The 23,992-nt window shown below is 69.5% G+C and carries 18 protein-coding genes and 8 pseudogenes; 6 read left to right on the forward strand and 20 right to left on the reverse strand.

What is annotated here, in order from left to right:
- Positions 1–427: 427 nt before the first annotated feature.
- From K6K41_RS16730 to K6K41_RS16790, 15 genes and pseudogenes are all read right to left on the reverse strand, one after another.
- Positions 428–1,315: pseudogene (locus K6K41_RS16730) on the reverse strand (sensor histidine kinase); the annotation flags it as partial.
- Entirely contained in the window at positions 1,272–2,336 is a 1,065-nt protein-coding gene (locus tag K6K41_RS16735) for an MASE1 domain-containing protein (protein ID WP_261401450.1), read from the reverse strand. The gene K6K41_RS16735 and the pseudogene K6K41_RS16730, both read right to left, overlap by 44 nt.
- 133 nt (positions 2,337–2,469) lie before the next feature.
- Complete coding sequence (locus tag K6K41_RS16740; RefSeq protein ID WP_261401451.1) at positions 2,470–4,740, reverse strand: PAS domain-containing hybrid sensor histidine kinase/response regulator; 2,271 nt, start codon at positions 4,738–4,740, stop codon at positions 2,470–2,472.
- A 158-nt stretch (positions 4,741–4,898) separates the two neighbouring features.
- Positions 4,899–5,234 (reverse strand): annotated as a pseudogene (locus K6K41_RS16745) (PAS domain-containing protein); the annotation flags it as partial.
- Between the two features lie 20 nt (positions 5,235–5,254).
- Positions 5,255–5,818 (reverse strand): annotated as a pseudogene (locus K6K41_RS16750) (TackOD1 domain-containing metal-binding protein); the annotation flags it as partial.
- Positions 5,819–5,939: 121 nt separating this feature from the next.
- Positions 5,940–6,140, reverse strand: a pseudogene (locus K6K41_RS30540) (hypothetical protein); the annotation flags it as partial.
- Positions 6,141–6,181: 41 nt separating this feature from the next.
- Positions 6,182–6,910, reverse strand: a complete 729-nt coding sequence (locus K6K41_RS16755; RefSeq protein ID WP_261401452.1) for a response regulator — start codon at positions 6,908–6,910, stop codon at positions 6,182–6,184.
- 203 nt (positions 6,911–7,113) lie between these two features.
- The gene (locus K6K41_RS16760) at positions 7,114–7,875 is read right to left on the reverse strand and encodes an ABC transporter ATP-binding protein (RefSeq protein ID WP_261405763.1); all 762 of its coding nucleotides are present in this window, start codon (positions 7,873–7,875) and stop codon (positions 7,114–7,116) included.
- Positions 7,876–7,899: 24 nt separating this feature from the next.
- Positions 7,900–8,709 (reverse strand): annotated as a pseudogene (locus K6K41_RS16765) (ABC transporter permease); the annotation flags it as partial.
- Between the two features lie 19 nt (positions 8,710–8,728).
- Positions 8,729–9,699: pseudogene (locus K6K41_RS16770) on the reverse strand (aliphatic sulfonate ABC transporter substrate-binding protein).
- 149 nt (positions 9,700–9,848) lie between these two features.
- Entirely contained in the window at positions 9,849–10,118 is a 270-nt protein-coding gene (locus K6K41_RS16775; RefSeq protein WP_261401453.1) for a hypothetical protein, read from the reverse strand.
- A 44-nt stretch (positions 10,119–10,162) separates the two neighbouring features.
- Positions 10,163–11,779, reverse strand: coding sequence for a DHA2 family efflux MFS transporter permease subunit (locus K6K41_RS16780; RefSeq protein WP_378145506.1), 1,617 nt, complete (start codon positions 11,777–11,779; stop codon positions 10,163–10,165).
- A complete protein-coding gene (locus K6K41_RS29565) occupies positions 11,776–12,081 on the reverse strand; it encodes a hypothetical protein (protein ID WP_487308357.1) in 306 nt (101 codons plus the stop codon). The genes K6K41_RS16780 and K6K41_RS29565 overlap by 4 nt, the downstream gene beginning before the upstream one ends.
- Positions 12,054–13,034: an HlyD family secretion protein gene (locus tag K6K41_RS30005; RefSeq protein WP_346433435.1), complete on the reverse strand. Its 981-nt coding sequence runs from the start codon at positions 13,032–13,034 to the stop codon at positions 12,054–12,056. The genes K6K41_RS29565 and K6K41_RS30005 overlap by 28 nt, the downstream gene beginning before the upstream one ends.
- 182 nt (positions 13,035–13,216) lie before the next feature.
- Complete coding sequence (locus K6K41_RS16790; protein WP_261401454.1) at positions 13,217–13,675, reverse strand: hypothetical protein; 459 nt, start codon at positions 13,673–13,675, stop codon at positions 13,217–13,219.
- A 129-nt stretch (positions 13,676–13,804) separates the two neighbouring features.
- Here K6K41_RS16790 and K6K41_RS30545 point away from each other — a divergent pair.
- The 4 genes and pseudogenes from K6K41_RS30545 to K6K41_RS16810 all read left to right on the forward strand — a co-directional run.
- Positions 13,805–13,963: pseudogene (locus tag K6K41_RS30545) on the forward strand (helix-turn-helix domain-containing protein); the annotation flags it as partial.
- A gap of 160 nt (positions 13,964–14,123) precedes the next feature.
- Entirely contained in the window at positions 14,124–14,753 is a 630-nt protein-coding gene (locus K6K41_RS16800; protein WP_261401456.1) for a substrate binding domain-containing protein, read from the forward strand.
- Positions 14,754–14,790: 37 nt separating this feature from the next.
- A complete protein-coding gene (locus tag K6K41_RS16805) occupies positions 14,791–15,699 on the forward strand; it encodes a LysR family transcriptional regulator (protein ID WP_261401457.1) in 909 nt (302 codons plus the stop codon).
- Between the two features lie 109 nt (positions 15,700–15,808).
- Positions 15,809–16,870, forward strand: coding sequence for an alpha/beta hydrolase (locus K6K41_RS16810; protein WP_261401458.1), 1,062 nt, complete (start codon positions 15,809–15,811; stop codon positions 16,868–16,870).
- A gap of 19 nt (positions 16,871–16,889) precedes the next feature.
- Here K6K41_RS16810 and K6K41_RS16815 read toward each other — a convergent pair whose 3' ends face one another.
- On the reverse strand, positions 16,890–17,381 hold the full coding sequence (locus K6K41_RS16815; protein WP_261401459.1) for a DUF6790 family protein: 492 nt from the start codon (positions 17,379–17,381) through the stop codon (positions 16,890–16,892).
- Positions 17,382–17,661: 280 nt separating this feature from the next.
- Between K6K41_RS16815 and K6K41_RS16820 the strand changes: the two genes are divergently transcribed.
- Positions 17,662–18,771, forward strand: a complete 1,110-nt coding sequence (locus K6K41_RS16820) for a calcium:cation antiporter (RefSeq protein ID WP_261401460.1) — start codon at positions 17,662–17,664, stop codon at positions 18,769–18,771.
- 478 nt (positions 18,772–19,249) lie between these two features.
- Positions 19,250–21,009 (forward strand): annotated as a pseudogene (xoxF5, locus tag K6K41_RS16825) (lanthanide-dependent methanol dehydrogenase XoxF5).
- A gap of 159 nt (positions 21,010–21,168) precedes the next feature.
- Here the strand turns inward: xoxF5 and K6K41_RS16830 are convergent.
- The 4 genes from K6K41_RS16830 to K6K41_RS16845 all read right to left on the reverse strand — a co-directional run bounded on the left by K6K41_RS16830 (position 21,169) and on the right by K6K41_RS16845 (position 23,527).
- Positions 21,169–21,495, reverse strand: coding sequence for a hypothetical protein (locus K6K41_RS16830; RefSeq protein WP_261401461.1), 327 nt, complete (start codon positions 21,493–21,495; stop codon positions 21,169–21,171).
- A gap of 636 nt (positions 21,496–22,131) precedes the next feature.
- Positions 22,132–22,656 carry an SH3 domain-containing protein gene (locus K6K41_RS16835; protein ID WP_261401462.1) on the reverse strand — a complete coding sequence of 175 codons (525 nt, stop codon included), beginning with the start codon at positions 22,654–22,656 and terminating at the stop codon, positions 22,132–22,134.
- Positions 22,644–22,970: a YARHG domain-containing protein gene (locus K6K41_RS16840; protein ID WP_261401463.1), complete on the reverse strand. Its 327-nt coding sequence runs from the start codon at positions 22,968–22,970 to the stop codon at positions 22,644–22,646. Before K6K41_RS16840 ends, K6K41_RS16835 begins: the two co-directional genes overlap by 13 nt.
- The gene (locus tag K6K41_RS16845; protein ID WP_261401464.1) at positions 22,967–23,527 is read right to left on the reverse strand and encodes a hypothetical protein; all 561 of its coding nucleotides are present in this window, start codon (positions 23,525–23,527) and stop codon (positions 22,967–22,969) included. Before K6K41_RS16845 ends, K6K41_RS16840 begins: the two co-directional genes overlap by 4 nt.
- Positions 23,528–23,992 lie beyond the last annotated feature (465 nt).

The following is a 23,992-nucleotide window of genomic DNA, read 5'->3' on the forward strand; positions in this document are numbered from 1 at the left end:
GATCGCGATCTCCAGCGAGAGGCACGCGGCCTGAAGGCGGTGGAAGCCCAGCATGCCGGACGTCGAGGCGAGCGCAAGGGCCTCGTAGCGCAGCTCCGGCAGGTTCTCGCGGCTGCGCGGCGGAGCGCGGAAGGCGGCGGACATCTGGTCGGAGAGGCGGTCGAGGAAGGCCCCGCCGGGGGTCGCCCAGAAAGGCCACGAGCTCGTCGAGCGTCGGCTGGTGCAGCAGCTCGGGATCGTCCGCCGCGAGCGTGCGCGCCGAAGGCTCGGCCGGCCGGGCCTCGGCGACATGGCCGCGCCGCGAGGGCGCCGCGGCGAGCGCCAGTCGGGGCGTCGTCCCGCGCAGGGGCTCGGGCGCGCCGAGCGCGAGCCGCACCGAGAGCGTGAAGACGCTGCCTTCGCCCTCCCGGCTCGCCAGCGAAATGTCGGCGCCCATCAGGTCGGCGAGGCTCTTGCAGATCGACAGGCCGAGGCCGGCGCCGCCGTAGCGGCGCGAGGTCGTCTGGTCGACCTGGCTGAAGCGCTTGAACAGGCGGTCGCGCTTGTCGTCCGGCACGCCGATGCCGGTGTCCTCGACCACGACGCAGAGCACGGCGGCGGCCTCGCCGTCCGCCGCGCAGGAGGCGCGCAGGGTCACCGAACCGGCGTCGGTGAACTTCACGGCGTTCGACAGCAGGTTGATCAGCACCTGGCGCAGCCGGGCGTCGTCGCCGACGAGACGGTCGGGCGCGTCGTCGGCGACCTCGACGACGAGCGCCAGCCCCTTGCGATCCGCCTCGCGCCGAAGCATCGCGGCGCAGCCCTCGACGAGCTCGCGCAGCGAAAACGGCTGAGGGTCGAGCTCCACGGCGCCGGCCTCGAGCCGCGAGACGTCCATCAGGTCATTGACGATCGCGAGCAGCGCGCGGCTCGACGTCTCGACGTGGCGGGCGTAGCGCAGGCCTTCGGCCGAGCGCAGCTCGCCGCTTTCGATGAGCAGTTCGGAAAAGCCCAGAATGCCGTTGAGCGGGGTGCGGAGCTCGTGGCTCATGGTGGCGAGGAATTCGCTCCGGACCCGCAGCGCGTCCTCGGCGGCGCGCCGGGCGTCCTCGAGCTCAGCCTCGTAGGCCTTGCGCTCCCCGACGTCGCGCAGAACCGCGAGCGTCTTCGCGCCGCGGGCGTCCGGCACGAAGGCGAACGCGCCCTCGACCCAGAGCCAGCCGCCGGCCGCGCCGCGCAGGCGCAGGACCTTGGTGAGGTTCGGCCGCTCCGGTCCGAGCTCCCGCAGGCTCTCAAGCAGGCCCTGCCGCTCCTGGGGATGCAGGAGCGCCCCGAGCCCGAGCGACGCGAAGGTCTCGGGCGGATAGCCGAGAAGCTCGGCGACCGAAGGCGACGTAGTCGACTTGTCCGTCCGCGCCGCTCAGCGCGATCACGTCGCTCGAATTCTCGGCGAGCAGGCGGTAGCGGGCCTCGCTCTCGCGCAGCCGGTCCTCGGCGGCCTCGGCCGCGGTCTTGGCGGCGCGGAGCTGCCGATTGAGCTTCTCGCGTTCTGCGAGGACGGAGGCGACCGCAAGGCTCATCGCGGCGCTGACCGCGACGAAGATCTGCAGGATCGCGATCTGCTCCCTGAGCGTGCCGCGCATCAGCGACAGCGGCCCATGGCCGTTCGAGGTGGCGACGACCGCGACCGTCGCGGTGACGACGAGCGCGACCGCCGCGCCGCCGAAGCCGAACTGAAAGGCGACGACGATGAGCGCCGGATAGACGAGGAACAGGACCGGATAGGTGCTCTGCACGAAGATCGCGGCGAGCAAAGCGCAGAACGCCGCCGCGGTCAGCGCGGCTGCGGGCAGCCTCTTGCGGGAGATCTCGACCGAGCGCGTGGCGATCGACCAGAACAGCGGCGTGAAGGTCACGAGGCCGAGCGCGTCGGCCGCGTACCAGTCCCAGAACAAGGAGGACAGCGCCGTCGACGGGGCGACGACGGCGAAGAGCGCGACCGCCGTCAGCGACGAGGCGAGCGACGCCGGGCCAGCCGCGACCGCGCAGAACATCGCGAAGGCGCGAGGGCGGGTGAGGTCATGGTCGCCGAAGCGCATGAGCGCGGCGCGGCAGATCATCACCTCGACGAGGTTTGCGACCGGCAGGCCGAGGCAGATCGCGAGACCGTCGCCCGCAGCGAAGTTCGCGGCCGCGAAACCGAGATAGCCGGCGGCCGCAAGCCCCAGCATGCGCGCGCGGCCGGCGCCGAGGCTCAGCATGATGACGAGCAGCGCGGCGTTGGCGGGCCAGATCGCCGCGACGCGCGCCGTGCCGCGGGTGAACTCGATGCCGCCGTAAGCCGTGGCGAACACCACCAGCGCGGCGAGCGCCAGCGTGACGGCCGGCCGCCGCGCGATCGAGGCGTTCGGGAAACCGGGTCCCGAACGGCGTCACGCTGCGGCGCTCGAGGCGGAGGCGTGGCGCGACAGTCCCGGTTCGGCGGCGAGCTCACGCAGCCGCGCGAAGACGCGGGTCGCGTTCGGTCCGCACCGCGTCGACGGCGTTCTCGGTCGGGTCGGCGTTGCGGCAGGCGCGCTCCAGCTCCGAGCAGGCGCGGGAGAGATCGCCGAAGCCGATGAGGCCCGCGGCCGAGACGATCGCATGGGCGTCGCCCGCGAGCCCGTCCTTCGCGAGGTCGTCATGCGCAGGCGCCGGGCTCGAAGCGTCGCCGCGGCCGCGCGCGAGGCTCGCGTCGCCGAGCCGGGTTCCGATCTCGACCTCGAGCTTGGCGAGGAGGCCGCGCGCGGAGGCGTCGCCTAGGAGGCTCGTCAGCTCGCCGAACTGCGTCCAGTCGAGCGGGTCGGGGGCCGAGGGGCCAGCGTCGGACGGTTCGGCGTCCTCCTCGACGATCGCGCCGGCCCAGCGCTCGACCGCGGCGCAAAGCTCGGCCTGCTTGAAGGGCTTGCCGATGTGGTCGTCCATGCCGGCGGCGCGGAACCGCACGATCTGTTCGGGCAGGACGTTGGCCGTCATCGCGACGATCGGGATCGCCCGGACGGGGCCGTCGAGCGCGCGGATGAGGCCGGTGGCGGTGAGCCCGTCCATGCCCGGCATGTGCACGTCCATCAGCACGAGGTCGTAACGGCCGTGCTGGACGGCGTGCACGGCCTGCGCGCCGTCGGAGACGACGTCGACCGTGTGGCCGGCCTTCTTCAGCACCGCGACCGCGAGCTCCTGGTTGAGCTCCAGATCCTCGACCAGCAGGATGTGGGCGGGGTTCTCGCTCTTCGAGAGCGTCGCGCGGCCGGCGGCGGCCGGCTCGGCCTCGCCCGCCACCGGCAGCGCGACCTCGAGCCAGAAGCGCGATCCCTTGCCGGGCGTGCTGTCGACCCCGATGTCGCCGCCCATCAGCTCGACCAGCGTCTTGGAGATCGCGAGGCCAAGCCCGCTGCCGCCGAATTCGCGGCGGATGGTGCCGTCGACCTGGCTGAAGCGCTCGAACAGGCGCGCGCGCTTTTCGTGCGGAATGCCGATGCCGGTGTCGGTCACGGCGAAGCGCAGGCGCGCGCCGCGGGAGCTGACGCCGATCTGCTCGACCGACAGCGTCACCGAACCCGACGGGGTGAACTTCACGGCGTTGTTGAGCAGGTTCAGCAGCACCTGCCTCAGCCGGTCCTGGTCGCCGATGAGCGCGCGCGGCGCGGCGGGATCGACCTCGACCTCGAGCGCGAGGCGCTTGTGCGTCGCCTGCCCGCGCACGATCGAGACCGTGTTGTCGACGAGGGTCTCCAGCATGAAGCGCGGGTCGAGCTCGACCTTGCCGCTCTCGATCTCGGAGAAGTCGAGGATGTCGTTGACGACCGTCAGGAGCGCGGCGCCGGCGCTCTGGATGCGCTCGACCAGACGGATGTGGCCGGCGTCGAGGCCATCCTCCTCGAGCAGCAGGTCGGTGTAGCCGAGGATGCCGTTCAGCGGCGTGCGGATCTCGTGCGACATCGAGGCGAGGAAGTCGCTCTTGGCGCGGCTCGCCGCCTCGGCCTGGGCGCGGGCGGTCTCGGCCGCGTCCTTGGCGTGGCGCAGCGCCTCGTCCTGCCGCATGCGCCCGGAGACGTCGCGATAGGTCGCCACGATCGTCGGCTCGTCGCCGGTCGCGCTCGGGATGCGGCGGAAGCCGCCCTCGACCGAGATCCAGCCGCGCGTCTTGTGGAGCGCGCGATAGACGACCGAGACTTCGGCCGCCCCGCGCGAGAGCCGGCCGGTGGCGGCGAGCAACTGCTCCATGTCGTCGGGATGGACGTAGTCGGCGAGGCTCATCGCGCCGAGCTCGGCGGGCGTGAAGCCGAGCAGGCGCTCTGAGGCCGGCGAGATGTAGGAGAGGCGGCCGTCGTCATGGCCAAGGATGATCAGCTCGCTGGCGTTTTCGGCGAGCACGCGGAAGCGCGCCTCGCTGTCGCGCAGCGCCGACTGAGCCGCGACGCCCTCCGAGACGTCGCGGACGGTCGCGACGAAGCTCGTCTTTCCGCCCGCGCCGCAGCACACTATCCGGTACGAGGCCTCGATCCAGACGTAGGAGTTCCGGCGGCGGGCGCGATGGCGGATCGAGGCCGTCCGCGCCTCGCCGTCCTGCAGCTTGGTGAACATCCGCTCGAGGCGGACGCGGTCGTCGGGATGGACGTCGTCGAGCGGGCTGGTGCCGACGAGCTCGGCGGGGTCGTAGCCGAGCACGTCGCGGGCGGCCGGAGAGACGTAGCGCCGCGTGGTGTCGAGGTCGCAGCGCATGATGATGTCGGTCGCCGCGTCCGCGAGCAGGCGGTAGAGCGCCTCGCTTTCGCGCGCGATCTGCTCGGCGCGCGCTTCTGCCGCGTGACGTCCATGATGACGCCGAACAGCGCCGCGACGCGGCCCTCGCCGTCGACCTCGCAGAAGCCGCGCGACACGACGTGACGCAGCTCGCCGTCCGGCCGGTAGAGCCGAAGCCCGAAGTCGAAGGCGGTCGCGGTCTCGATGGCGTGGTCGATGACGCGCGCGACCTCGGCGCGGTCGTCGGGATGATAGGCGGCGATCGCGTCCGCGATGTCGGGGGCGCTTCCTCGCGGCTCGAGCCCATAGATCCGGAAGATCTCCGGCGACCAGACGAGCGCGCGCGAGGGCAGCTCGACGCGCCAGTGGCCGACCTCCGCCACCTGCTCGACGAGGGCGAGCAGGGCCTCGGCCTCGGTCGGCTGAGGCGTGGGTTCGGCGCGGCCCGACAGAAGCGAGGACAGCAGCCCCATGACGCGACGCCTTCCCCGCCTCAGGCGGCTTCGAGGATCGAGATTCGCGGCCCGAGCGCGCTCGCCGGTCCCTTGGCGCAGCGGGCGACCAGCGCGGCCTCCACGGCGGCGAAGTCCTCCGGAGCGATGTCCGGCACGACCAGGTAGCTGACCTCGCCGCTCTCGAGCAGGCGCGCGTCCTCGCCGAGCGCGACCGCGAGGTTTTCGAGGAAGAGCCGCCGCAGCGTCTCGAACGCGTCCCAGCCCTGAGCCGCGATCACGCGCTCGGCGGTGCGGAACCGCAGCTCCGCAAGCACGGCGCTGCGACCGTTCTCGGCGAAGCGGACCGCGGCGGCGCGCGCCGCGCGGGGCGCAGCGGCGTCGGCGTCGCCGGACGTCAGCAGGCGCGTCCCGGCGGACGTCAGCGCATAGGCGTGGACGTCCTCGGTGGGCGTGGCGGCGGAGTCGGCGTGCGCGCCGCAGTCGAGGCACAGGAAGCCGATCGCCGCCTCGCCGTTCGCGGCCCCGCAGGCGCCGCAGCGCAGGGCCTCGCCGGCGCGTGAATAATCTTCGCCATAGCGCTTGAGCATCTGCTCGCACTTCGGGCAGGCGAACCAGCCGCCGGCGCGGAAGTCGTCCTCGTGCGCGACCGCGCCGCAGCGGTGGGTGACGCAGGAGCTTCACGGCGCGCATGTCGGGCGAGCGGCAGCAGCCGCACTCCTCGCGCACGTTGAGGCGATGCGAGGCGCAGCCCTCGCAGACATGGAAGCGCTCGGCGAAATTCTTCGCCATCAGCCCGCGGGCGACGAGCCGCTCGGCGGTCTTGACCGCCGCCTCGCCAAGCCCGCCCTGGTAGACGAACAGCAGCCGCTCGGCGGGATCGGGCGTCGGCTCCAGCGCGCGTCCCGAGACGTGGAGCTGGGCCATGAGGCGCAGATCAGCCTCGGCCGAGCAGCGGGCCGCGACCGTCAGCGTCTCGGCGCGGGCGCAGAAGGCGCGCAGCGCGTCGGCGACGCCGCTCCAGGAGGCAGGATCGTTGGGGCGGAACGAGGCGTCGAGCTCGCGGCGCGCGCGCCGGTGAGGTCGATGGCGGGAATGAGATGCGCCGCGCCCTGACGGCGCACGGCCGCGAGCGCGTCGACGCGCGCGGCGTCGAGCAGGAGCAGGGCCTCGGCCGAGCGCAGGTCGTCGACGAGCTCGAAATAGTCGCGCAGCGCGAGCGCCTGGGCGGGCGTGGCGGGCGGAACCGCGAAGGCGCGCGGGCGGTCGAACAGGCCGAGGCCGATCCAGGCCTGCCGGGCGGCGTCGACCGCGAGCTCGTGACCGGGATCGCGGATCAGCTCCTCGACGAGGGCGAGCAGCTTCTTCGGCTCGAAGGGTTTCGGCAGCAACGCGTCGAACACGGCCGCGACGTCGCCGCGGGCCTTGAGGCTCGCGGGATCGGCGGTGAGCGCGACGAGCTTCGGGCGCTCGCTCTCGATGAGCATCTGGCCCATCACGCGGGCCGAGGCGTAGCCGTCGATCTCGGGCAGGTGATAGTCGATGAGGGCGAGCGCGTAGCCGCCCTTGCAGAGCTTCTCGACGCCGCTGACGCCGTCGGTCGCGACGTCCACGTCAAAGCCCTTCGCGGCCAGGAGGCCCGCGACCACGTCGACGGTGACGCCGTCGTCCTCGACCAGAAGAATTCGACGCGACATCACGTGCCCCAAACAATCGCACGCGACGGTTCGGCCGAACCGGTTAACGAATGGTTAACGGCTTCGTGAGGGTTGTCCGGGGGCGGTCTAGGCCGTCTGGCCGGCTCCGCGGCCGGCGGAGCCGCCGAGCGTCTCGACCGTCTTCGTTTCGCGCTCCGACAGGCCCGCGCCGCGCTTCGCGGCCATGATGGCCTAGGCCGTCGTCATCCGGCGGCGGAAGCCTTGCGCGCGCCGTCGCGGATGGCGGCGTCGAGCGCGGCGGCGATCTTGCGCGCCTCGTCCTCGAGGCCCGGCGAGCGGCGCGTGCGGGGCCGCGGCTCCGAAATCCTGATCGAGGCGGAAAGCCGTCCCGGGCGCGCGGCGAGCACCGCCACCTCGTCGGCGAGATAGGCGGCCTCGTCGACGTCGTGGGTCACGAGCACCACGGTCAGCCCATAGGCCTGCCAGAGCTCGAGCAGATGGTCCTGCAGGTCGGCGCGGGTGATGGCGTCGAGGGCGGAGAACGGCTCGTCGAGCAGAAGCACCTTCGGGCGCGCCACGATGGCGCGGGCGAGCGCGACGCGCTGAGCCTGCCCGCCGGAGAGCTCGCGCGGCCAGGCGTCGGCGCGGTCGGATAGCCCGACGCGTTCGAGCGCCTGATGCACGAGGTCGTGGCGCTCGAAGGGCGGGCGGTCCGCGAGGCCGAAGCCGACATTGTCGCGCACGTTGAGCCAGGGAAACAGCCGTGGCTCCTGGAACACGAGGCCGATCTCCTCGCGCGGGGCGAGGACGCGCGCGCCGTCGAGCCAGATCTCGCCGGCGCTCGGGGCGTCGAGGCCGGCGACGAGGCGCAGCAGGGTGCTCTTGCCGCAGCCGGATCCGCCGACGATGGCGAGGATGCCGCCCCTTTCGACCGGCAGCGACACGCGGGAGAGGACGAGCGGCCCCCCGAAACTCTTGCTGACCTCATGGATCGACAGCGACATCGCGTCAGTCTCCCGACGCTCGACGTCCTGCCAGCGCAGCAGCGGCGCGGTGGCGGCCACGATGAGCCCGTCGGTGATCTTGCCGACGAGCGCGAAGACGAGGATGCAGGCCACGATCTGGTCAGGCTTGCCGAGCTGCTGCCCGTCGACCAGCAGATAGCCGAGCCCCTCGGACGCGCCCATGAATTCGGCCGCGACCACGAACATCCAGCCGAGCCCGAGCCCTGCGCGCAGCGCGAGCACGTAGGAGGGCAGGATCGCGGGCAGCAGGATGCGGCGCACGAGCGCGAACCGCGACAGGCGGAAGATGCGGCCGACCTCGATGACCTTGCGGTCGACCGAGGCGATGGCGCCGAGCACGCCGAGATAGACGGGGAAGAACACCCCCACGGCGATGAGCGCGACCTTGGACGGTTCGAAGATGCCGAGCCACAGGATGAAGAGCGGGACCCAGGAGAGCGAGGGCACCGAGCGCAGCCCCTGCAGCGTCGGGTCGATCAGCCTGCGCGCGAGCGTCGAGGCCCCGGCGAGCGCGCCGAGGCCGGTGCCGGCCAAGACGCCGATGGCGAAGCCGATCGCGACCCGCCAGCCGGTGGTCCAGAGGTGCAGCGCAAGGTCGCCGCTCTTCCACAGCGCCACGAGCGTCTCGGCGATCCGGCTCGGCGGCGCGACGAGCCGCCCGTCCGAGACGCCGAGACGCACCAGCGCCTCCCAGAGCAGCGCCGCCCCGACGGGCAACGCGAGGCCGAGCAGCGCGTGAGAGGCCTTCAGGCCCTTCGGCCAGGCCGGGAGGCCGAGCCTTCGGCCGGCGGGCGAAAGGGCGAAGTCGCTCATCGGCTGTCGGCCTCCGGGCTCAGTTGACGAACTTGGCGTCGAAGCGGCGGTCGATCAGCTCGCCGGTCGCCTTGGCGGCGTCGGCGGTCGCCGGAAGCACGCCGGCGGCCGACAGCGCCTCGCCCGCGGCCGTCACCGCCGCGACGTCGTCGTCGCTGATCGGCGTGTAGGCGATCTTGGTCCGCTCGAGCTGGAGGGCGACGACGTCCTCGGGAAGCTTGGCGGCCTTGGCGAGCAGGGCGTTGAGCTCCTTGGGATTGGCGAGCGACCATTTGCGGGCCTGGTCGTAGGCCGCCAGAACCTTGTCGACGAGCGCCGGGTTCTCGGCCGCGAAGGCCTCGCGGACGTTGAGCGCCCCCCAGCTGTTGAGCGAGGGATCGCGGACGACGAGCTTGGCGCCGTCCTGCAGCTCGGCGGAGGCCATCATCGGGTCGAGGCCCATCCAGGCGTCGACGTCGCCGCGCTGGAGCGCGAGCCGCCGTCGGCGTGCTGGAGCAGCACGAGCTTCACGTCCTTGTCGGAGAGCTTTTCGCGGGCGAGCGCGCGGATGAGGAAGATGTGCGGGTCGGTGCCGCGGGTGACCGCGACGCGCTTGCCCTTGAGATCGGGACGACGCTCGCGATCCGCTGTCGGGCTTGGTGACGAGCGCGGTCCATTCGGCGCGGGAATAGACGTAGATCGACTTGATCGGATTGCCGTTGATGCGCGCGATGAGCGCCGCGGCGGACGCCGAGGAGCCGAAGTCGAGCGAGCCGGCGTTGAGGAATTCGAGCGCCTTGTTAGAGCCGAGCGACTGCACCCAGCGCACCTTGATCCCGTCGGCCTCCAGCGCCTTCTCGAGGAAGCCGTTCTCCTTGAGCGCGATCGACACCGGGCTGTAGGTCGCCAGTCGAGCCGGATCTCCGAGGGCTGCGCGCGCGCCGTGTCGAACAGGCCGAAGGCGAGAAGCGCCGCGGCCGCGAGAAGGCCGCGCCGGCTGAAGGCGGTCATTGGAGAACTCCGATCATGAGCCATGGCTCTGGCCAATGGGATCTGGGCTGCCGATCTGCGACGGCCGCGCCGATGCGGCGCCGCAGCGAGGCGCCTGTTGTCCACTGGAACGCCAGATTGAGTCAACTCATTCTATAAATTTGATATCATTAACTTGCGAGCGCCGGCCGGGGCGGCGCGGCGCCCGTCGACGGCTCCGGCGGACGGCGCCGGCTTTCGCAGTCGAGGCCCGACGTGATGAAGATCAAGGCGGCGGCGTTGGCGCTCGCGTCGCCGGCGATGCTGCCGGCGGTCGACGCGAGCGCGCAGGCGGTGAGCGGCAGCGTTATCTGCGCGATCGTGCGCCGCGCCTCGCGGTGGCTTCCGGACATTCCGGCGAGCGTCCCGGACAAGCAGATCAGCCTGACGGCGCCGATCACCTTCCGGCCGAGCGGCGCCTGCGGTTTCGCCGACGGAGCGCGGCTCAGTGGGCCGCCGGCCGCGCGCCGCCGAGCGGCACGGACTTCAGGATCATCGCGAGCGGCGCGACGCTGATCGCCATCAAGGCGAGCGTCCAGAACACGTCGATATAGGCGAATTGCGCCGCCTGGGTCTGGACCTGGTCGGCGATCCAGCCCATGGCGCGGCTCTGCGCGGAGGCCGGGTCGCCGTGGGTCGAAAACAGCTCGGTCGCGCGCCGCAGCGCCTCCTGATAGGCCGGGTTCGACGGGTCGGCGTGCTCCACGAGCCGCGACTGGTGGAACTGCTCGCGATGCGCCAGCGTGTTCTGCGCCACGCACACCCCGATCGAGCCGCCGACGTTGCGCGCCATGTTGATGAGCGCCGAGGCCTGGTCGGTCTGGTCGGGGCGGATGCCGTAGTAGGACGCCGCCGTCACCGACAGGAACACGAAGGGCAGCCCGGCGCCGACGAAGATGCGCGACACCACGAAGTACCAGTAGGTCGTGTCGTTGTAGAGATAGGTCAGGCTGTACATGCCGTAGGCGATCGCCACGCCGCCGGCCGCGATCATCCATTTGGGCTGGACCTTCGAGGACACGCGGCCGGCCGTGATCATCGCCATCACGGTCACGACGCCGCCGGGCGCGAGCACGAGGCCCGCGAGCGTCGCCGTATAGCCGTACTGCTCCTGGACGATCTGCGGGATGAACTGGGTGGTGGCGATCAGGATCGCGCCGGTCGCGAGCATCACCACGAAGCAGGAGGCGAACTGGCGGGTCGCGAGCAGGCGGAAGTCGACCGCCGGGTTCTTGGCCCTCAGGCACCACGGGATCATGGCGACGAAGGCGACGGCGCCGATCGCCGTGAACGCGATGATGAAGCGCGAGTCGAACCAGTCGTCCCGGAGGCCTTCGTCGAGCACCACCTCGAGCGCGCCGAGGAAGGTCGCGACCAGCAGGAAGCCGACCACGTCGAAGCGCACGCCTTCGGACTTGAGGCGCTTGCGCTCCGCGACCGCGGCCTTCGAATCTTCCAGCAGCCACCACATCAGGCCGAGCGCGATCACGCCCACCGGGCCGTTGATGAGAAAGCACCAGTGCCAGGAGACGTTGTCGGAGAGCCAGCCGCCGAGCGTCGGGCCGACCACCGGCGCCACCACCACGGCGATGCCATAGAGCGCGAAGGCCTGCCCGCGCTTGGCGGGCGGGAAGGCGTCGGCGAGGATCGACTGGGCGAGCGGCGCCATGCCGCCGCCGCCGAGCCCCTGAAGCACGCGGAACAGCAGCAGGGATTCGAGGCTCCAGGCGAAGCCGCAGGCGATCGACGAGACGGTGAACAGCGACACGCTCGCCATGAAGAAGGCCTTTCGGCCATAGCGTTTGGCGAGGAAGCTCGAGCCGGTGAGCGAGATCGCGTTCGCCACCAGATAGCTGGTGACGACCCAGGAGGCCTCGTCGGGCCCGACCGCCAGACCGCCGGAGATGTAGCGAAGCGCGACGTTGGCGATGGTGGTGTCGAGCACCTCCATGAAGGTCGCGAGCGCCACCACGCCCGCGATCGCCCACGAGGCGAGCCCGACCGTCGCGTCCTTCGCGGCTTCGGGCTCGCGGCCGCCGTCGGCGGCTGCGACGTCGCTCACCTCACCCTCACCGCCGGCACGATGGAGAGGCCGGGTCCGATCGCGACGTCCCTGGGCCAGTCGTCGACGACGATCTTGACCGGGATGCGCTGCGTCACCTTCACGTAGTTGCCGGTGGCGTTCTCGGCCGGCAGCAGGCTGAAGGCGGTGCCCGAGCCCGGCTGCACGCTGTCGACATGACCGGTGACCTTGCGGCCCGGATAGGCGTCGATCTCGACGTCGACCTTCTGGCCGGGCCGCATGTCGGCGACCTGCGTCTCCTTGAAGTTCGCCGTCACCCAGATCTCGTCGGGCACGAACATCGAAAGGCTCTGGCCGGCCTGCGCGTACTGGCCCTCGCGCCGGTGAGCCGCACGAGGCGGCCGGACTGGGCCGCGGCCACGTGGGTGTAGTCGAGATTGAGCTTGGCCTGGTCGCGCTGGGCCCGGGCGCGGGCGAGATCGGCGACCGCGCTCTCGCGGCTCGCCTGCAGCGTCTTGATCTGGCTCGTGGCCGCCGCGAGGCTGGACTTCGCCTGGTCGGCCGCCGCCTGGCGCTGCTGCAGCGTCGAGGTGGTGGACTGCTGGTTCTGGACCGTGCCGTAGCCCTTCTTGGCGAGGTCGGAATAGCGGTCTGCGTCCTGCTGGGCGAACTTCAGCGCCGCTTCGGCCTGCTCGACCGAGGACTGCGCGCCCTGGACCTGCGCCTTCTGCGCCTCGATCTGGGCGTCGTAGTTCTGGATCGCGGCCTGCGCCGACTGCACCTGCGCCTCGGCCTGCTCCAGCGCGATCTGGTAGTCGCGCCGGTCGATGTCGAACAGCGTCTGGCCGGCCTCGACATGCTGGTTGTCGGTCACCGGCGCGCCGACGACGTAGCCCGCGACCTTGGGCGCGATCGAGAACGAACGCGCGTCCACGAAGGCGTCGTCGGTGGTCTCGTACGGCGCCACATAGTGCGCGTAGTAGAGCGCGCCGCCGGCCGCGACCACGGCGATCGCGAATGCGGCCGCGGAGCCCAGCAGGATCTTGCGGCCGCGCGAGAGGCCGCCGGTCTTGCCGGTCCGCGAGCCGTCGCTCCGCTCGGGAGCCTCGCCGCCGTCGTCGCTCCGGCGCGGGTCGGCGTCGGGACTTTTCTTGTCCTTTGGCGGAGGCGAGGCCTCGGCCCGGGTCTCGTCGCCTGGGCGCTCCACGTCGAAGATCTTGTGGAGGTCCTTGCCTCCTTTACGGAGGTCCTTGCCTTGGCGGTCGTCGATGCGCGTCTCGAGGTCGCTGTCCATGGCGATGCTCCTCCTTCGCGTGATCCCATCCCCGCTCGAACGTCATGCCCCGACGAAATCAGCGAGCCGTCATCTGCTGCGTCGCACGCCGGCCTGTAGGCGCCGGGCTCGTGAAGCACCTTTGCGCTGAGCGCACGAACCGAACGCCCGCGAGCGCGTTGTCTCCCGCTTCGCCCGAGGGCTTAGGGCTGCGCCGCCGCGTCCCTCGCCGCCTCCATCAGCGTGAGCCGCCGCGCGGCCTCCGCGCGGTCCGACGCCGCAGAGCTGCGCGCCGCCTTCGAGGTCGCGGCGCCGAAATCGCGCTCGGCGCGAGCGAGACGAAGCTGCGGCGTCTCGGGCGAGTCCGGCGCGACGACTTCGAACATCCCGCCGAGCGCGTCGGCCGCGACCTCGATCGGCTTCAGCACCGTGGCCCAGACGGCGAAGACGGCGGCGAGGGCCGCCACGATGACGACGGCCGGACCGGCCAGGCGCCGCAGCAGGTCGCTTTCGCCCTGCCTCTCGACCGAAGGCGCGGGCGCCTGCGCGTGCCGGCAGGCGCGCCGGACCGCCTCGCAGGGACGTCCGCGCGGGGAGGGGCGGAAGACCGCCGGGGCGTTGCGCGTCTTGGGACAGGGACTGAGGACCTGAAGCAGGGCCATGGTCGGCTCCCTTCGTTTCGGTCGGCCGCGCCGCGGGGCGGGACCTTTCGTTTCCTTGAACCTCACTTGGGCTTCGGCCGCGCCAGGGAGTAGGCGCGCGGCTCGACAAGCAGCTTTGCGCCATGCGTAATGCTGGCGAACCCATACGAGGCCGCGCCCGTGACCGACGAGGTGAGCGACATCCGTCTGTTCGCGGCGATCGTGGCGGCCGGAAACCTGTCGGCGGCGGCGCGCCAGCTCGAGACCTCGCCCGCCGCGATGAGCCGGCGGCTCGGCGCGCTCGAAAGCCGCCTCGGCATCCGCCTGGTGACGCGCACCACGCGCCGGTTCGAGCTGACCGAGGAGGGCGCGCTCTTCCACGAGCGCTGCCTCAGCATCATCGACGACATCGAGGGACGCCGAGGCCGAGGTCGTTCAGGGCCTCGACAGTCCGGGCGGACATCTGCGCGTGACGGCGCCGCTGCACTGGGGCCGCAACGTGCTGAGCGAGGTCGTCGCGGCCTTCAGCGAGCGCTATCCGAACATCGAGATCCAGCTGGTGCTCGCCGACGCGATCTTCGATCCGGTGCGCGACGGCGTCGACGTCGTGCTCGGCGTGCTGCCGCCGACCGGCGCCGACATGGTGGTGACGCGCGCCCTGCGCAGCCGCCGCCTGGTGATCGCCTCGCCGGACTACATCGCGCGCCACGGCGAGCCGAAGGTTCCCGACGACCTCCTCGCCCACGACTGCATCCGGCTCTTCATCGACGGCAAGCCGTTCGACCACTGGAGCTTTCGCGAGAACGGCAGGATCCGCACGATCCATGTGAAGGGCCGGCTGACCACGACGAGCACCGAGGTGATGCAGGACTGGGTGCTGGCCGGGCGCGGCGTCGGGCTGAAAGCCGAGTGGGACATCGAGAGGGACATCGCCGAGGGCCGGCTGGTCGCCTGCCTTCCGGACTACTGGTGCGACGAGATTTCGCTCTACATCTGCTACGCGAACCGCAGGCATCTCCCCCCGCGCATCCGCGTTTTCCTCGATTTCCTGCGCGCAACCATCGCCAGGGCGAGCGGCGCGAAGAACGGCGACGCCTGAAGCAAGACTGGAACACGCCCGGAGACCGACCCTGGCCATGCCGATTGACGACGGCCCGCTGATCGAGCGCGACCAGATCCGCACGCTGCTCGCGATCGCCGAGGCGAACAGCTTCAGCGCGGCCGCCGCGGCGCTCGGCGTGCGCCAGCCGGCGGTCAGCCAGCAGATCCGGCGGCTCGAGGCGAGGATCGGGCGTCCGGTGTTCCGGCGGTCCTCGCGCGGCGTCGCGCTCACGCCCGAGGGCGAGGCGATCATGATCTACGTCCGCGCGATGGTGTCGCTGACCGAGGATCTCCGCCGCCATCTGCGCGGCGGCGCGCGGACGGAGATCATCCGGATCGCGCTCACCGAGGACTTCAGCCGGACGGCGCTGCCCACGGTGCTGTGGCTGTTCGCGCAAGAACATCCGGAGGTGGAGCTGCGGATCTCCTGCGTCGGGTTCGACCGCAGCGTCTCCGATTTCAGGGAGGGGCGGGTCGACGCCTGCGTGCTGGTGGCCGATCCGCGCATTCCCGAGGCGGAGCCGTTGTGGTCGGCGAAGCTCGTCTGGTTCGGGCGCCGCGGCCTTTCTCTGCCGGTCGCCGATCCGGTGCCGCTGATCGTCCCGCCGGCGGATGCCGGCGTCTCGGGCCCCGGCTTCCTGCGCAACGTCGCGATCGAGACGCTGGCGGCGGCCGGCAGGAGCTGGCGGATCGCGGTCGAGACCTTCAGCCTCGCCACCGCGGAGAGCGCCTTGCAGGCCGGTCTCGGCGTGCTGCCGCTGCCCCAGGCGCTGAAGCTCGCCCCCGGAGTGGCCGAACTCGCGGCGGGGCACGGCCTGCCCGAGCCCGCCGACCGGCGCTTCGTCATCATGACCCGCGACGACGCGCCGGGGTCCGTGACGGCCTTCTGCGCGCTCATACGCGCCGCGGCCGCCATGAGCTTCGAGGTCGACGCCCGGACCTGACGGGCGGGCCGAAACTTCTTCAACGGTCGATCGGCTGTGCCATGATGGCGCCGGCGCGCGGGGTCGCGGCCCGAACGGCGGTGAGTTGGGGGATCGTATGCCGGGGGGCGTGCGCGGACGTCTGATCGCAGGATGGATCGCGGCGCTCGCGGCCGCAGCCGTGCTCGCCGGCGCGCGGCTCGTTCCGGTGCTCGTCGCCACCACCCGCAAGCCGGACCCTGTCTCGCCGATCTCGTTCGGCGCCGACCGGTCCCACGAGCTCGCCTTCGCCCGCTACGTCGTCTCGGTTCCGCCCGGCCACAAGCCGGGGGACGTGGAGAGCGCCGGCGGAGACGCGCGCGCGGACGCCGCGAAGAGCTTCGCGGTGGTGGAGGCGCGCCGGATCGACGAGGCGACCTTCTTCAGGGAGGCGGCGGCGGCCTCGCGCGGCTCGCGGACGGGCGCCACGGGCGTCTTCGTCCACGGCTACAACTACACCTTCGAGGAGTCGCTCTTCCGTCGCGCGCAGCTCTCCGCCGACTCCCATGTGGCGGGAGCCGCGGTGCTGTTCGCCTGGCCCTCGGCCGCCTCGCCGACCGGCTATGTGGCCGACCGGGACGCCTCGACCATGTCGCGCGACGGCCTCGCGCGCGTGCTCGACGGCCTTGCGGCCGAACGGACGGGCCGCGTCATCGTGTTCAGCCACAGCATGGGGTCGAACCTCGTGATGGAGTCGCTGCGCACCTTGAGGCTTTCGGGTCGCGGCCGGACGCTCGACCGGCTCGACCAGGTGGTGATGGCGGCCCCCGACATCGACGTCGACCTGTTCGTCGAGCAGCTCGAGGCGGTCGGCCGGCTTAAGAAGCCGCTCGTGGTCATGACCTCGAAAGACGACGGCGCGCTGTCGCTGTCGAGCGCGCTCGCGGGCGAGCGGCGGCGCGTCGGAAACGCCGACGTCGACGATCCGAGGGTGCAGGCGGGCGCGCGAAAATACGACGTCAGCGTGATCGACATCTCCGAGGCTCCCAACGCCGGCGGGCTGGGCCACGACCGCTACGCCGCGATGGCGGCTGTCTATCCCAAGCTGAGGGCGCAGCTCGGCGCGCGCTCGAGCCTCGCCTCGAAGGCCGGGACCTTCCTGTTCGACATGACCCAGGCCTCGATCTCGCCGGCGACGCCTGCGCGGCGGTGAGGCCTTCGGGTCGAAACCGTCAGGCCGCCGAGGGCCGCGTCCTGACCGCAAGCAGCAGCCCGACGAGCAGGATCGCCCGCAAGGCGGTCAGCGCGAGCAGCAGGCCGAAATTGTCCGGCGCGAAGTCGTCATGCGTGACCGCCTCCCGGATATGGCCGACGATGACGCCGACATAAAAGACGATGGCGTAGAGCGCGACCGCGCTCTTGAACGGCGGGCTCCGCCAGAAGGACGCGATCGCCACGACCCCGAGCGCGATGTCTGCCACCCCGATCTCGTACTGGAATGGGCTCGCGCCCCAGCCGATCGCCGCGCGCGCGACCTCGGGAAAGAACACGTGGAACACGCCCGCCCAGAGCGAGTCGATGCCGACCGCGAGCAGCAGCAGCCAGGCGAGCAGGCGCTCGGCCGTCGAGCCCGGCCCGCGCCGCGCGAGCGCGAGGACGATGGCGGCGACGAACATCAGGAGCGGGACGTTCGAGAGGGCCAGGCGTATCGCGTCTGCGATCATCGCGAGTGATCCGGGTTCGGGACCTGTCTGGAGCAGGGATCGGCATCCTGCCGCGGCGCGCGACGGGCGGCCAGAGCGTTTCTCCCGTATTCCCCGGTCGAGGGCCCAGGATCCGCGATTTTCAGCCTGTCGCGCGCGGCCGAAGCGGCGCGAATGCAACTTGACGTCGCGGCGATGCGCGCTGGTGACCGGGGCGTAACGTTTCGGTGTTCTCTTCACGGTCGCAGGCGCCCGTGAAGCGCCTTCGAGTTCTCCGGAAAAAGCCAGTCCAGGATCGCCGATGACCACCCGCGCGCAGTCGGCCATGTTCTACGGGGCGCCGGTCGCCGCCTTGCTCGTCGGCGCGGCGCTGGCGATCTTCGACCTCCATGACGCGGTCCATTCGCTGCCGCTGACGATCCTGGTCTACGTCTTCGCCGCCGGGATGCTGTTCTTCACGGTGTTCCTGGTGCTGCACCACGCCGAAAGCGTCGCGCACCGGATCGGCGAGCCTTACGGCACGCTGCTGCTGACGGTCGCGGTCACAAGCATCGAGGTCTCGATCATCGTCTCGCTGATGCTGCAGGGGAAGAACAACCCCACGCTTGCCCGCGAGTCGGTGTTCTCGACGGTGATGATCGTGACGAGCGGTCTCGTCGGCGCCTGTCTCGTGCTCGGCAGCTGGCGGCACCGCCATCAGGAGTTCAAGCGCCAGGGCACCAGCGCACTGCTGTCGGTGCTGGCGGCGCTCAGCATTCTTACGCTCGTGCTGCCGAACTACACGCTGACGACCGCGCCCGGCACTTTCTCGGCCGCCCAGCTCGGCTTCGTCAGCGTGCTCGCGGTTCTGCTCTACGCCGGTTTCGTGTTCGCGCAGACGATCGGCCACCGCGACGACTTCGTCGAGGATCTGGTGGCCCGGCCGGAGCACGCCCACCATCCGGCCAGGCAGACCAACATCGTCGTCAGCCTCGTGATGCTGTTCGCCGGCCTGATCGGCGTCGTGCTGCTCGCCGAACACGTCGCCTCGGGCGTCGAGCACGGGCTCGTCGCGCTCCAGGTCGGCCAGGTGGACGCGATCATCGGCGCGCTGATCGCAGCCCTGGTGCTGCTTCCCGAGGGCGTCTCGGCCATCCGCGCGGCGTGGCGCAACGAGCTTCAGCGCAGCATCAACATCGCCCTGGGGTCGGCCTGCGCCACCATCGGCCTGACGATCCCGACGGTCGCGGTGGTGAGCATGATCGCCGGCCGCGAACTGACGCTCGGGCTCGGGCAGGGCGACTCCGTGCTGTTGTTCCTGACGCTCGCGGTCAGCGTCATCAGCTTCGGCACCGGGCGCACGATCGTGCTGACCGGCCTCGTCCATCTCGTCGTGTTCGTGGCCTATCTCATGCTGATCGTCGTGCCGTGAGGGCCGTGGGAGACGGCGGCCGCCCGGCCTTCGCCCGATCCCGCGCGCCTGCGCGGTCTCGCCTTGCGGCCGTCCTCGCCGTCGCGCTCGGCGTTCTGTCGCTCTCCGCCTGCGCGAGCGCGCCGCGGGCGCCCGCGCCTGTCGCGCCGGACGAATGCCAAGTCGAGCCGCAGCCGCTCTCCTGCGCCGGACGGCCGGATGAGAGCGCTGCGCCGGCTCGGTAGCCGCCGGCGCCGTTCCCTCGGGTCAGTATAATCTCAAAAACTTATTATTCACGTCTAATAGACCTTTCGTTGAATCTGAAGAATAATAAGAAATAAATCAGTAGACCTCTTATTTCGACATCCTCATAGTCGCGCCGTCGCGAGAAGTTCCATCGCGGTTTGAAAAATAATAAGCAAATCGGAGGTCGCCGGTGAACCGGTTCAAGACGATCAGCCTGGGATTGGCGTTTGGCGCGAGCGCCGCCGCAGCGGCGATGGCTCCGGCCCTCGCCAATGACAGCGTTCTCGAAATCACGAAGGATCCCAAGCAGCAGGCGCTGCAGACGGTCGACTACGCGAACACGCGCTTCTCCAAGCTCGACCAGATCAACGCCAAGAACGTCAAGAAGCTTCAGGTCGCCTGGACCTTCTCGACCGGCGTGCTGCGCGGCCATGAGGGCTCGCCGCTCGTCATCGGCAACATGATGTACGTGCACACGCCGTTCCCGAACAACGTGTTCGCGCTGAACCTCGACGACGGCGGCAAGATCGTCTGGAAATACGAGCCGAAGCAGGATCCGACCGTCATCCCGGTGATGTGCTGCGACACCGTCAACCGCGGTCTCGCTTACGCCGACAACATGATCATCCTGCACCAGGCCGACACGACGGTCGTCGCGCTCGACGCCAAGACCGGCCAGAAGAAGTGGTCGGTCGTCAACGGCGACCCGAAGAAGGGCGAGACCAACACTGCGACCGTTCTTCCCGTGAAGGACAAGGTCATCGTCGGCATCTCGGGCGGCGAGTTCGGCGTCCAGGGGTCGGTCACGGCCTACAACCTCAAGGACGGCTCGAAGGCGTGGCGCGGTTACTCCGTCGGCCCCGACACAGACCTTCTGGTCGATCCCGAGAAGACGACCGAGCACGGCAAGCCGATCGGCAAGGACTCGTCGCTGAAGAGCTGGGAAGGCGACCAGTGGAAGATCGGCGGCGGCACGACCTGGGGCTGGTACTCCTACGACCCGAAGCTCAACCTGATCTATACGGCTCGGGCAACCCCTCGACCTGGAACCCGAAGCAGCGCCCCGGCGACAACAAGTGGTCGATGACGATCTGGGCCCGCGACCCTGACACGGGCGTCGCCAAGTGGGTCTACCAGATGACGCCCCACGACGAGTGGGACTTCGACGGCGTCAACGAGATGATCCTCACGGATCAGAAGATCGACGGCAAGGAGCGCCCGCTTCTCACGCACTTCGATCGTAACGGCTTCGGCTACACGCTCGATCGCGCGACGGGCGAGCTGCTGGTCGCCGAGAAGTTCGATCCGGTCGTGAACTGGGCCACCAAGGTCGACATGGACAAGTCGTCCAAGACCTACGGCCGCCCGCTCGTCGTGGCCAAGTACTCGACCGAGCAGAACGGCGAAGACACCAACAGCCAGGGCATCTGCCCGGCGGCGCTCGGCACCAAGGACCAGCAGCCTGCGGCCTACTCGCCGGAGACCGAGCTGTTCTACGTGCCGACCAACCACGTCTGCATGGACTACGAGCCGTTCCGCGTCTCGTACACCGCCGGTCAGCCTTACGTCGGCGCGACCCTGTCGATGTACCCGGCCCCGAATTCGCACGGCGGCATGGGCAACTTCATCGCCTGGGACGGCAAGAAGGGTAAGATCGTCTGGTCGAACAAGGAGCAGTTCTCGGTGTGGTCGGGCGCTCTCGCGACCGCCGGCGGCATCGTGTTCTACGGCACGCTCGAAGGCTACCTGAAGGCCGTCGACGCCAAGTCGGGCAAGGAACTCTACAAGTTCAAGACCCCGTCGGGCATCATCGGCAACGTCATGACCTACGAGCACAAGGGCAAGCAGTACGTCGCGGTGCTCTCGGGCGTCGGCGGCTGGGCGGGCATCGGCCTTGCGGCCGGCCTCACCAACTCCACCGACGGCCTCGGCGCGGTCGGCGGCTATGCGGCCCTGTCGCAGTACACCGCTCTCGGCGGCCAGCTCACCGTCTTCACGCTGCCGACGGACTGACGCTTACAGGCGGCGAGCGGCCGGTCCGCTCGCCGCCGCTGCGCCCTGGGGCCGCTCCATCGTCCCAGGGCCGGAACTTGAAAAGGCGGGCTCGTGGAGAGCCCGCCTTTTTGCGTCGTCGGTCTTTCGCCCGCGCGCCCTCGCGGTCGGCGCGAGCGCTCAGCGCTCGTCGCCGCCCGATCCCTGGCCGTCCTTGTCCTCGGGGTCGGACGGCCCGAACGTCGGCGCGCCGAGGAAATAGACGCGCTCGAGCTGGAGCCTGCGGGCGAGATGCTTGGCCTCGCTCATCCAGAACGCATGCTTGTCCGGGCTGACGACGTAGCGCAGGCCGGGCGGCTCGTGCCGGACCTGGCAGCCGGCGCCGGACTGGACCCACTCCACGACCAGGAAACGTTCGTCCTCGGGAGGCGTCGACGCGCCCTCGAGGTAAACCACGTCGACCGACGCCGAAGCGTAGCCGACACGCCGCTGCGCCGTATGCCTCATTCGGCCGGACGAGCCTGTTCGTCTCGAGCGTCAGCCCGCAATAGACCGGCGACGCCTTCACGCCCTGGCACAGCAGCAGCACGTCATGCGCGCCCGCGCCCGTGATCGAGATCGTCCTGGTCCAGCGCTCCTGGCTGACGGTCTCCGGCCCCAGGCGCTGGGCCCCGTTGTCGATGACCGTGATGGTGGCCGCGCTGTCGGCGTGGCGCATCACGGCCATGCCGCGCGCCGTGATCCGCATCTCCTTGCCGGACGGGGCCTCGAAGGTGAGCCGATCGAAGGTCTGCCCTTTGACGCCGGCGACGTCAGCCAGAGACGCCGTGCCGAGACAGCATAAGACGGACGTAATAAGAGCAGAGAAAGATGAATTCGCTCGCATTGCTGTCTCCATACTCGTGACGAGGATGGATGCCGGGCTGCGCTTCGTCCATTTCATTAATTTTTATTATGGAGCGCCGCGGGTCTCGAGGCTGCGAGCCAGACCCGCGGCCGCCATGCTGGGCGGATCAGATGGCGATCGGGAGGGCCTCCTCCGGCTGCTCAACCCCCTCGATCGAGACGCGGAAGAACGCCTTGCGGCAGTTCCGGGCGTCCAGGCGCGTGCGGCCGACGTGCCCCCCTCGGCCGCCTTTTCACCTATCCGTTGCAGCTCGGGATCGTGCCTTTGCGGCCGCCCTGGGTCCAGAAGATGCCGCCCCACTGGTAGCCTTCGAGGCCGTTGTACCGGATGCGGAACCACTGGAAGTCGTCGGTCCAGACGCCCGTCTCTTCGAGAACCTCGATTTCTTCGCCTTCCTGCACGCTGCCGACCTTGGCCGAGGAGCCGGAGGCGCGGCTGCGGATGATCCCGCCGCAGGCGTAGCTGAGGCCTTCCCCGCGACGCGCCTTGCGACGCTCCTCACGACGTTCCTGCTTTTGCTCCTGCAGCGCCTCGCGCTCCATCTCGATCATGGTCTGAACGTCGCCCTGACAGCGCGCCGGCACGTCATCCCACATCTTTTCGTTCTGAAAGCATCGCCCAAGCCGCTTGCCGTCACAGATCGCAGAAACGATCTTCTGGCACCGCTCATCGAGTTCCTGCGCGCGGGACGCCGGAGCGGTCAGAGCTCCCGCCAGAACGCCGAGCGCCAACGGCGCGCCGAGCCGGATCAACGCGGACATTTGTTTTCACGCTCCTGTTCTTGAATTTCCGCGACCTTCTTGCGGTCGCCCGCCGACAACGGCACATCTTCAAGTCTTTTGAACTGGCAGCCTTCATTGCCGAAGGCGCGAATAGCCCGCGTTGTTTTGAAACAATAGCCCGCGTCCTTGTAGACCGCGTTTCGCTCGCCCTCCAGTTCGTCACATGGAAAGTCCGCATATGCAGGCGCGCTCAAGGACAGAAGCGACGCAAATCCAATTACGCCGAGGCAGAATCTGAGTATTCTTGCATTTTTTGTGATGACGAATCCCCCATGCTCAGTCGCCGAATTCATTCGGTGAAGGAAAATGTCTCGATTTGGCAGACGTTGATGTTGCGCTTTATCACCTTCTCTCCGTCGGCGAACACTCCCTGAAAATCGAACTTGCACTTTCCGCTGCCGTCATCGATGTCGATTTCGATTTTTTCGCCGGGCTCCAGCTCCTGGGAGCCCAGGATGTCCTCTTCCCAATCTTGCGAGCCGGTATTTGACGCGTAAAACTCTGTCATGGTCTGAGAGGTTTTGTTGCGAATATTGACTTTGCGATTGGCGGCGTCCGCGGAGCTAAGCGCAAACGCGATCGACAGCGCAGTGACGACTGCGCATGCAAAATAATTCTTCATGAGTGCCCTCAATGCAAAAGATATCGCGCAGTGGTGATGCGGAATTATCTTGATACCGTCAACGCCCGCCGAAGAAATTGTCGAGCGATAAACGTAATTATGCGTCGGATTTTTATTTGGATCGACTAAGCGCCGATCATATTGGCGGGCCTCGCGACGCTCACTGGAGCGATGAGGGGTGCGGCGCCAGAGATGAGCCGGAGGACGCAGCGTAAGCGCCGCCGACACTCAAGTGAGCGATGAGGTGAGGATGTTCGATCCGAAGTTCGACGGACATGCCCGGCTCGCTTCGGCCACCGACGGCTCTTGGATATTCCGCCGCCGGTCGCGTCGCCACCGAAAGTCAAACATCTTCATGCAAAACGTGACTTCGACATTCTTCAAGCGCCGTGTCGGTTCGAAAGTACCGACCGTGTCTGTGAAGCGGCGAGGCGAGACGCGTGACTGGCTGGAGCGGCTCACGCCGCCGCCGTCCGCGCGCGCTTGTCGGACGTCCGCTGGACGCGGACGCAAAGATGCCAGTTAAGTGATTGAGATCCCTGGCGCTCCCAAGGGGACTCGAACCCCTGTTTTCGCCGTGAGAGGGACATTTCGGCGTTCTTCAGCGTCCACCGCTGTCCACATCAAATGCTGATTTCTGAAGGGGTTCGTATATGCGCGTCCACCGTTGTTCACTTATGTTCTCCCGTATAT

The sequence above is a fragment of the Chenggangzhangella methanolivorans genome, from assembly GCF_019797865.1.
Classification (GTDB): Bacteria; Pseudomonadota; Alphaproteobacteria; order Rhizobiales; family Methylopilaceae; genus Methylopila; species Methylopila methanolivorans.

What these genes read in the sequence shown, in the direction of transcription:
- K6K41_RS16820 (WP_261401460.1), top strand. Translation starts at nt 17,662, where the DNA reads ATGACCACCCGCGCGCAGTCGGCCATGTTCTACGGGGCGCCGGTCGCC.
- K6K41_RS30005 (WP_346433435.1), bottom strand. Translation starts at nt 13,034, where the DNA reads ATGGACAGCGACCTCGAGACGCGCATCGACGACCGCCAAGGCAAGGAC.
- K6K41_RS16830 (WP_261401461.1), bottom strand. Translation starts at nt 21,495, where the DNA reads ATGAGGCATACGGCGCAGCGGCGTGTCGGCTACGCTTCGGCGTCGGTC.
- K6K41_RS16740 (WP_261401451.1), bottom strand. Translation starts at nt 4,740, where the DNA reads ATGCGCTGCGACCTCGACACCACGCGGCGCTACGTCTCTCCGGCCGCC.
- K6K41_RS29565 (WP_487308357.1), bottom strand. Translation starts at nt 12,081, where the DNA reads ATGTTCGTGCCCGACGAGATCTGGGTGACGGCGAACTTCAAGGAGACG.
- K6K41_RS16815 (WP_261401459.1), bottom strand. Translation starts at nt 17,381, where the DNA reads ATGATCGCAGACGCGATACGCCTGGCCCTCTCGAACGTCCCGCTCCTG.
- K6K41_RS16840 (WP_261401463.1), bottom strand. Translation starts at nt 22,970, where the DNA reads ATGAATTCGGCGACTGAGCATGGGGGATTCGTCATCACAAAAAATGCA.
- K6K41_RS16755 (WP_261401452.1), bottom strand. Translation starts at nt 6,910, where the DNA reads ATGTCGCGTCGAATTCTTCTGGTCGAGGACGACGGCGTCACCGTCGAC.
- K6K41_RS16805 (WP_261401457.1), top strand. Translation starts at nt 14,791, where the DNA reads ATGCCGATTGACGACGGCCCGCTGATCGAGCGCGACCAGATCCGCACG.
- K6K41_RS16835 (WP_261401462.1), bottom strand. Translation starts at nt 22,656, where the DNA reads ATGTCCGCGTTGATCCGGCTCGGCGCGCCGTTGGCGCTCGGCGTTCTG.
- K6K41_RS16760 (WP_261405763.1), bottom strand. Translation starts at nt 7,875, where the DNA reads ATGTCGCTGTCGATCCATGAGGTCAGCAAGAGTTTCGGGGGGCCGCTC.
- K6K41_RS16790 (WP_261401454.1), bottom strand. Translation starts at nt 13,675, where the DNA reads ATGGCCCTGCTTCAGGTCCTCAGTCCCTGTCCCAAGACGCGCAACGCC.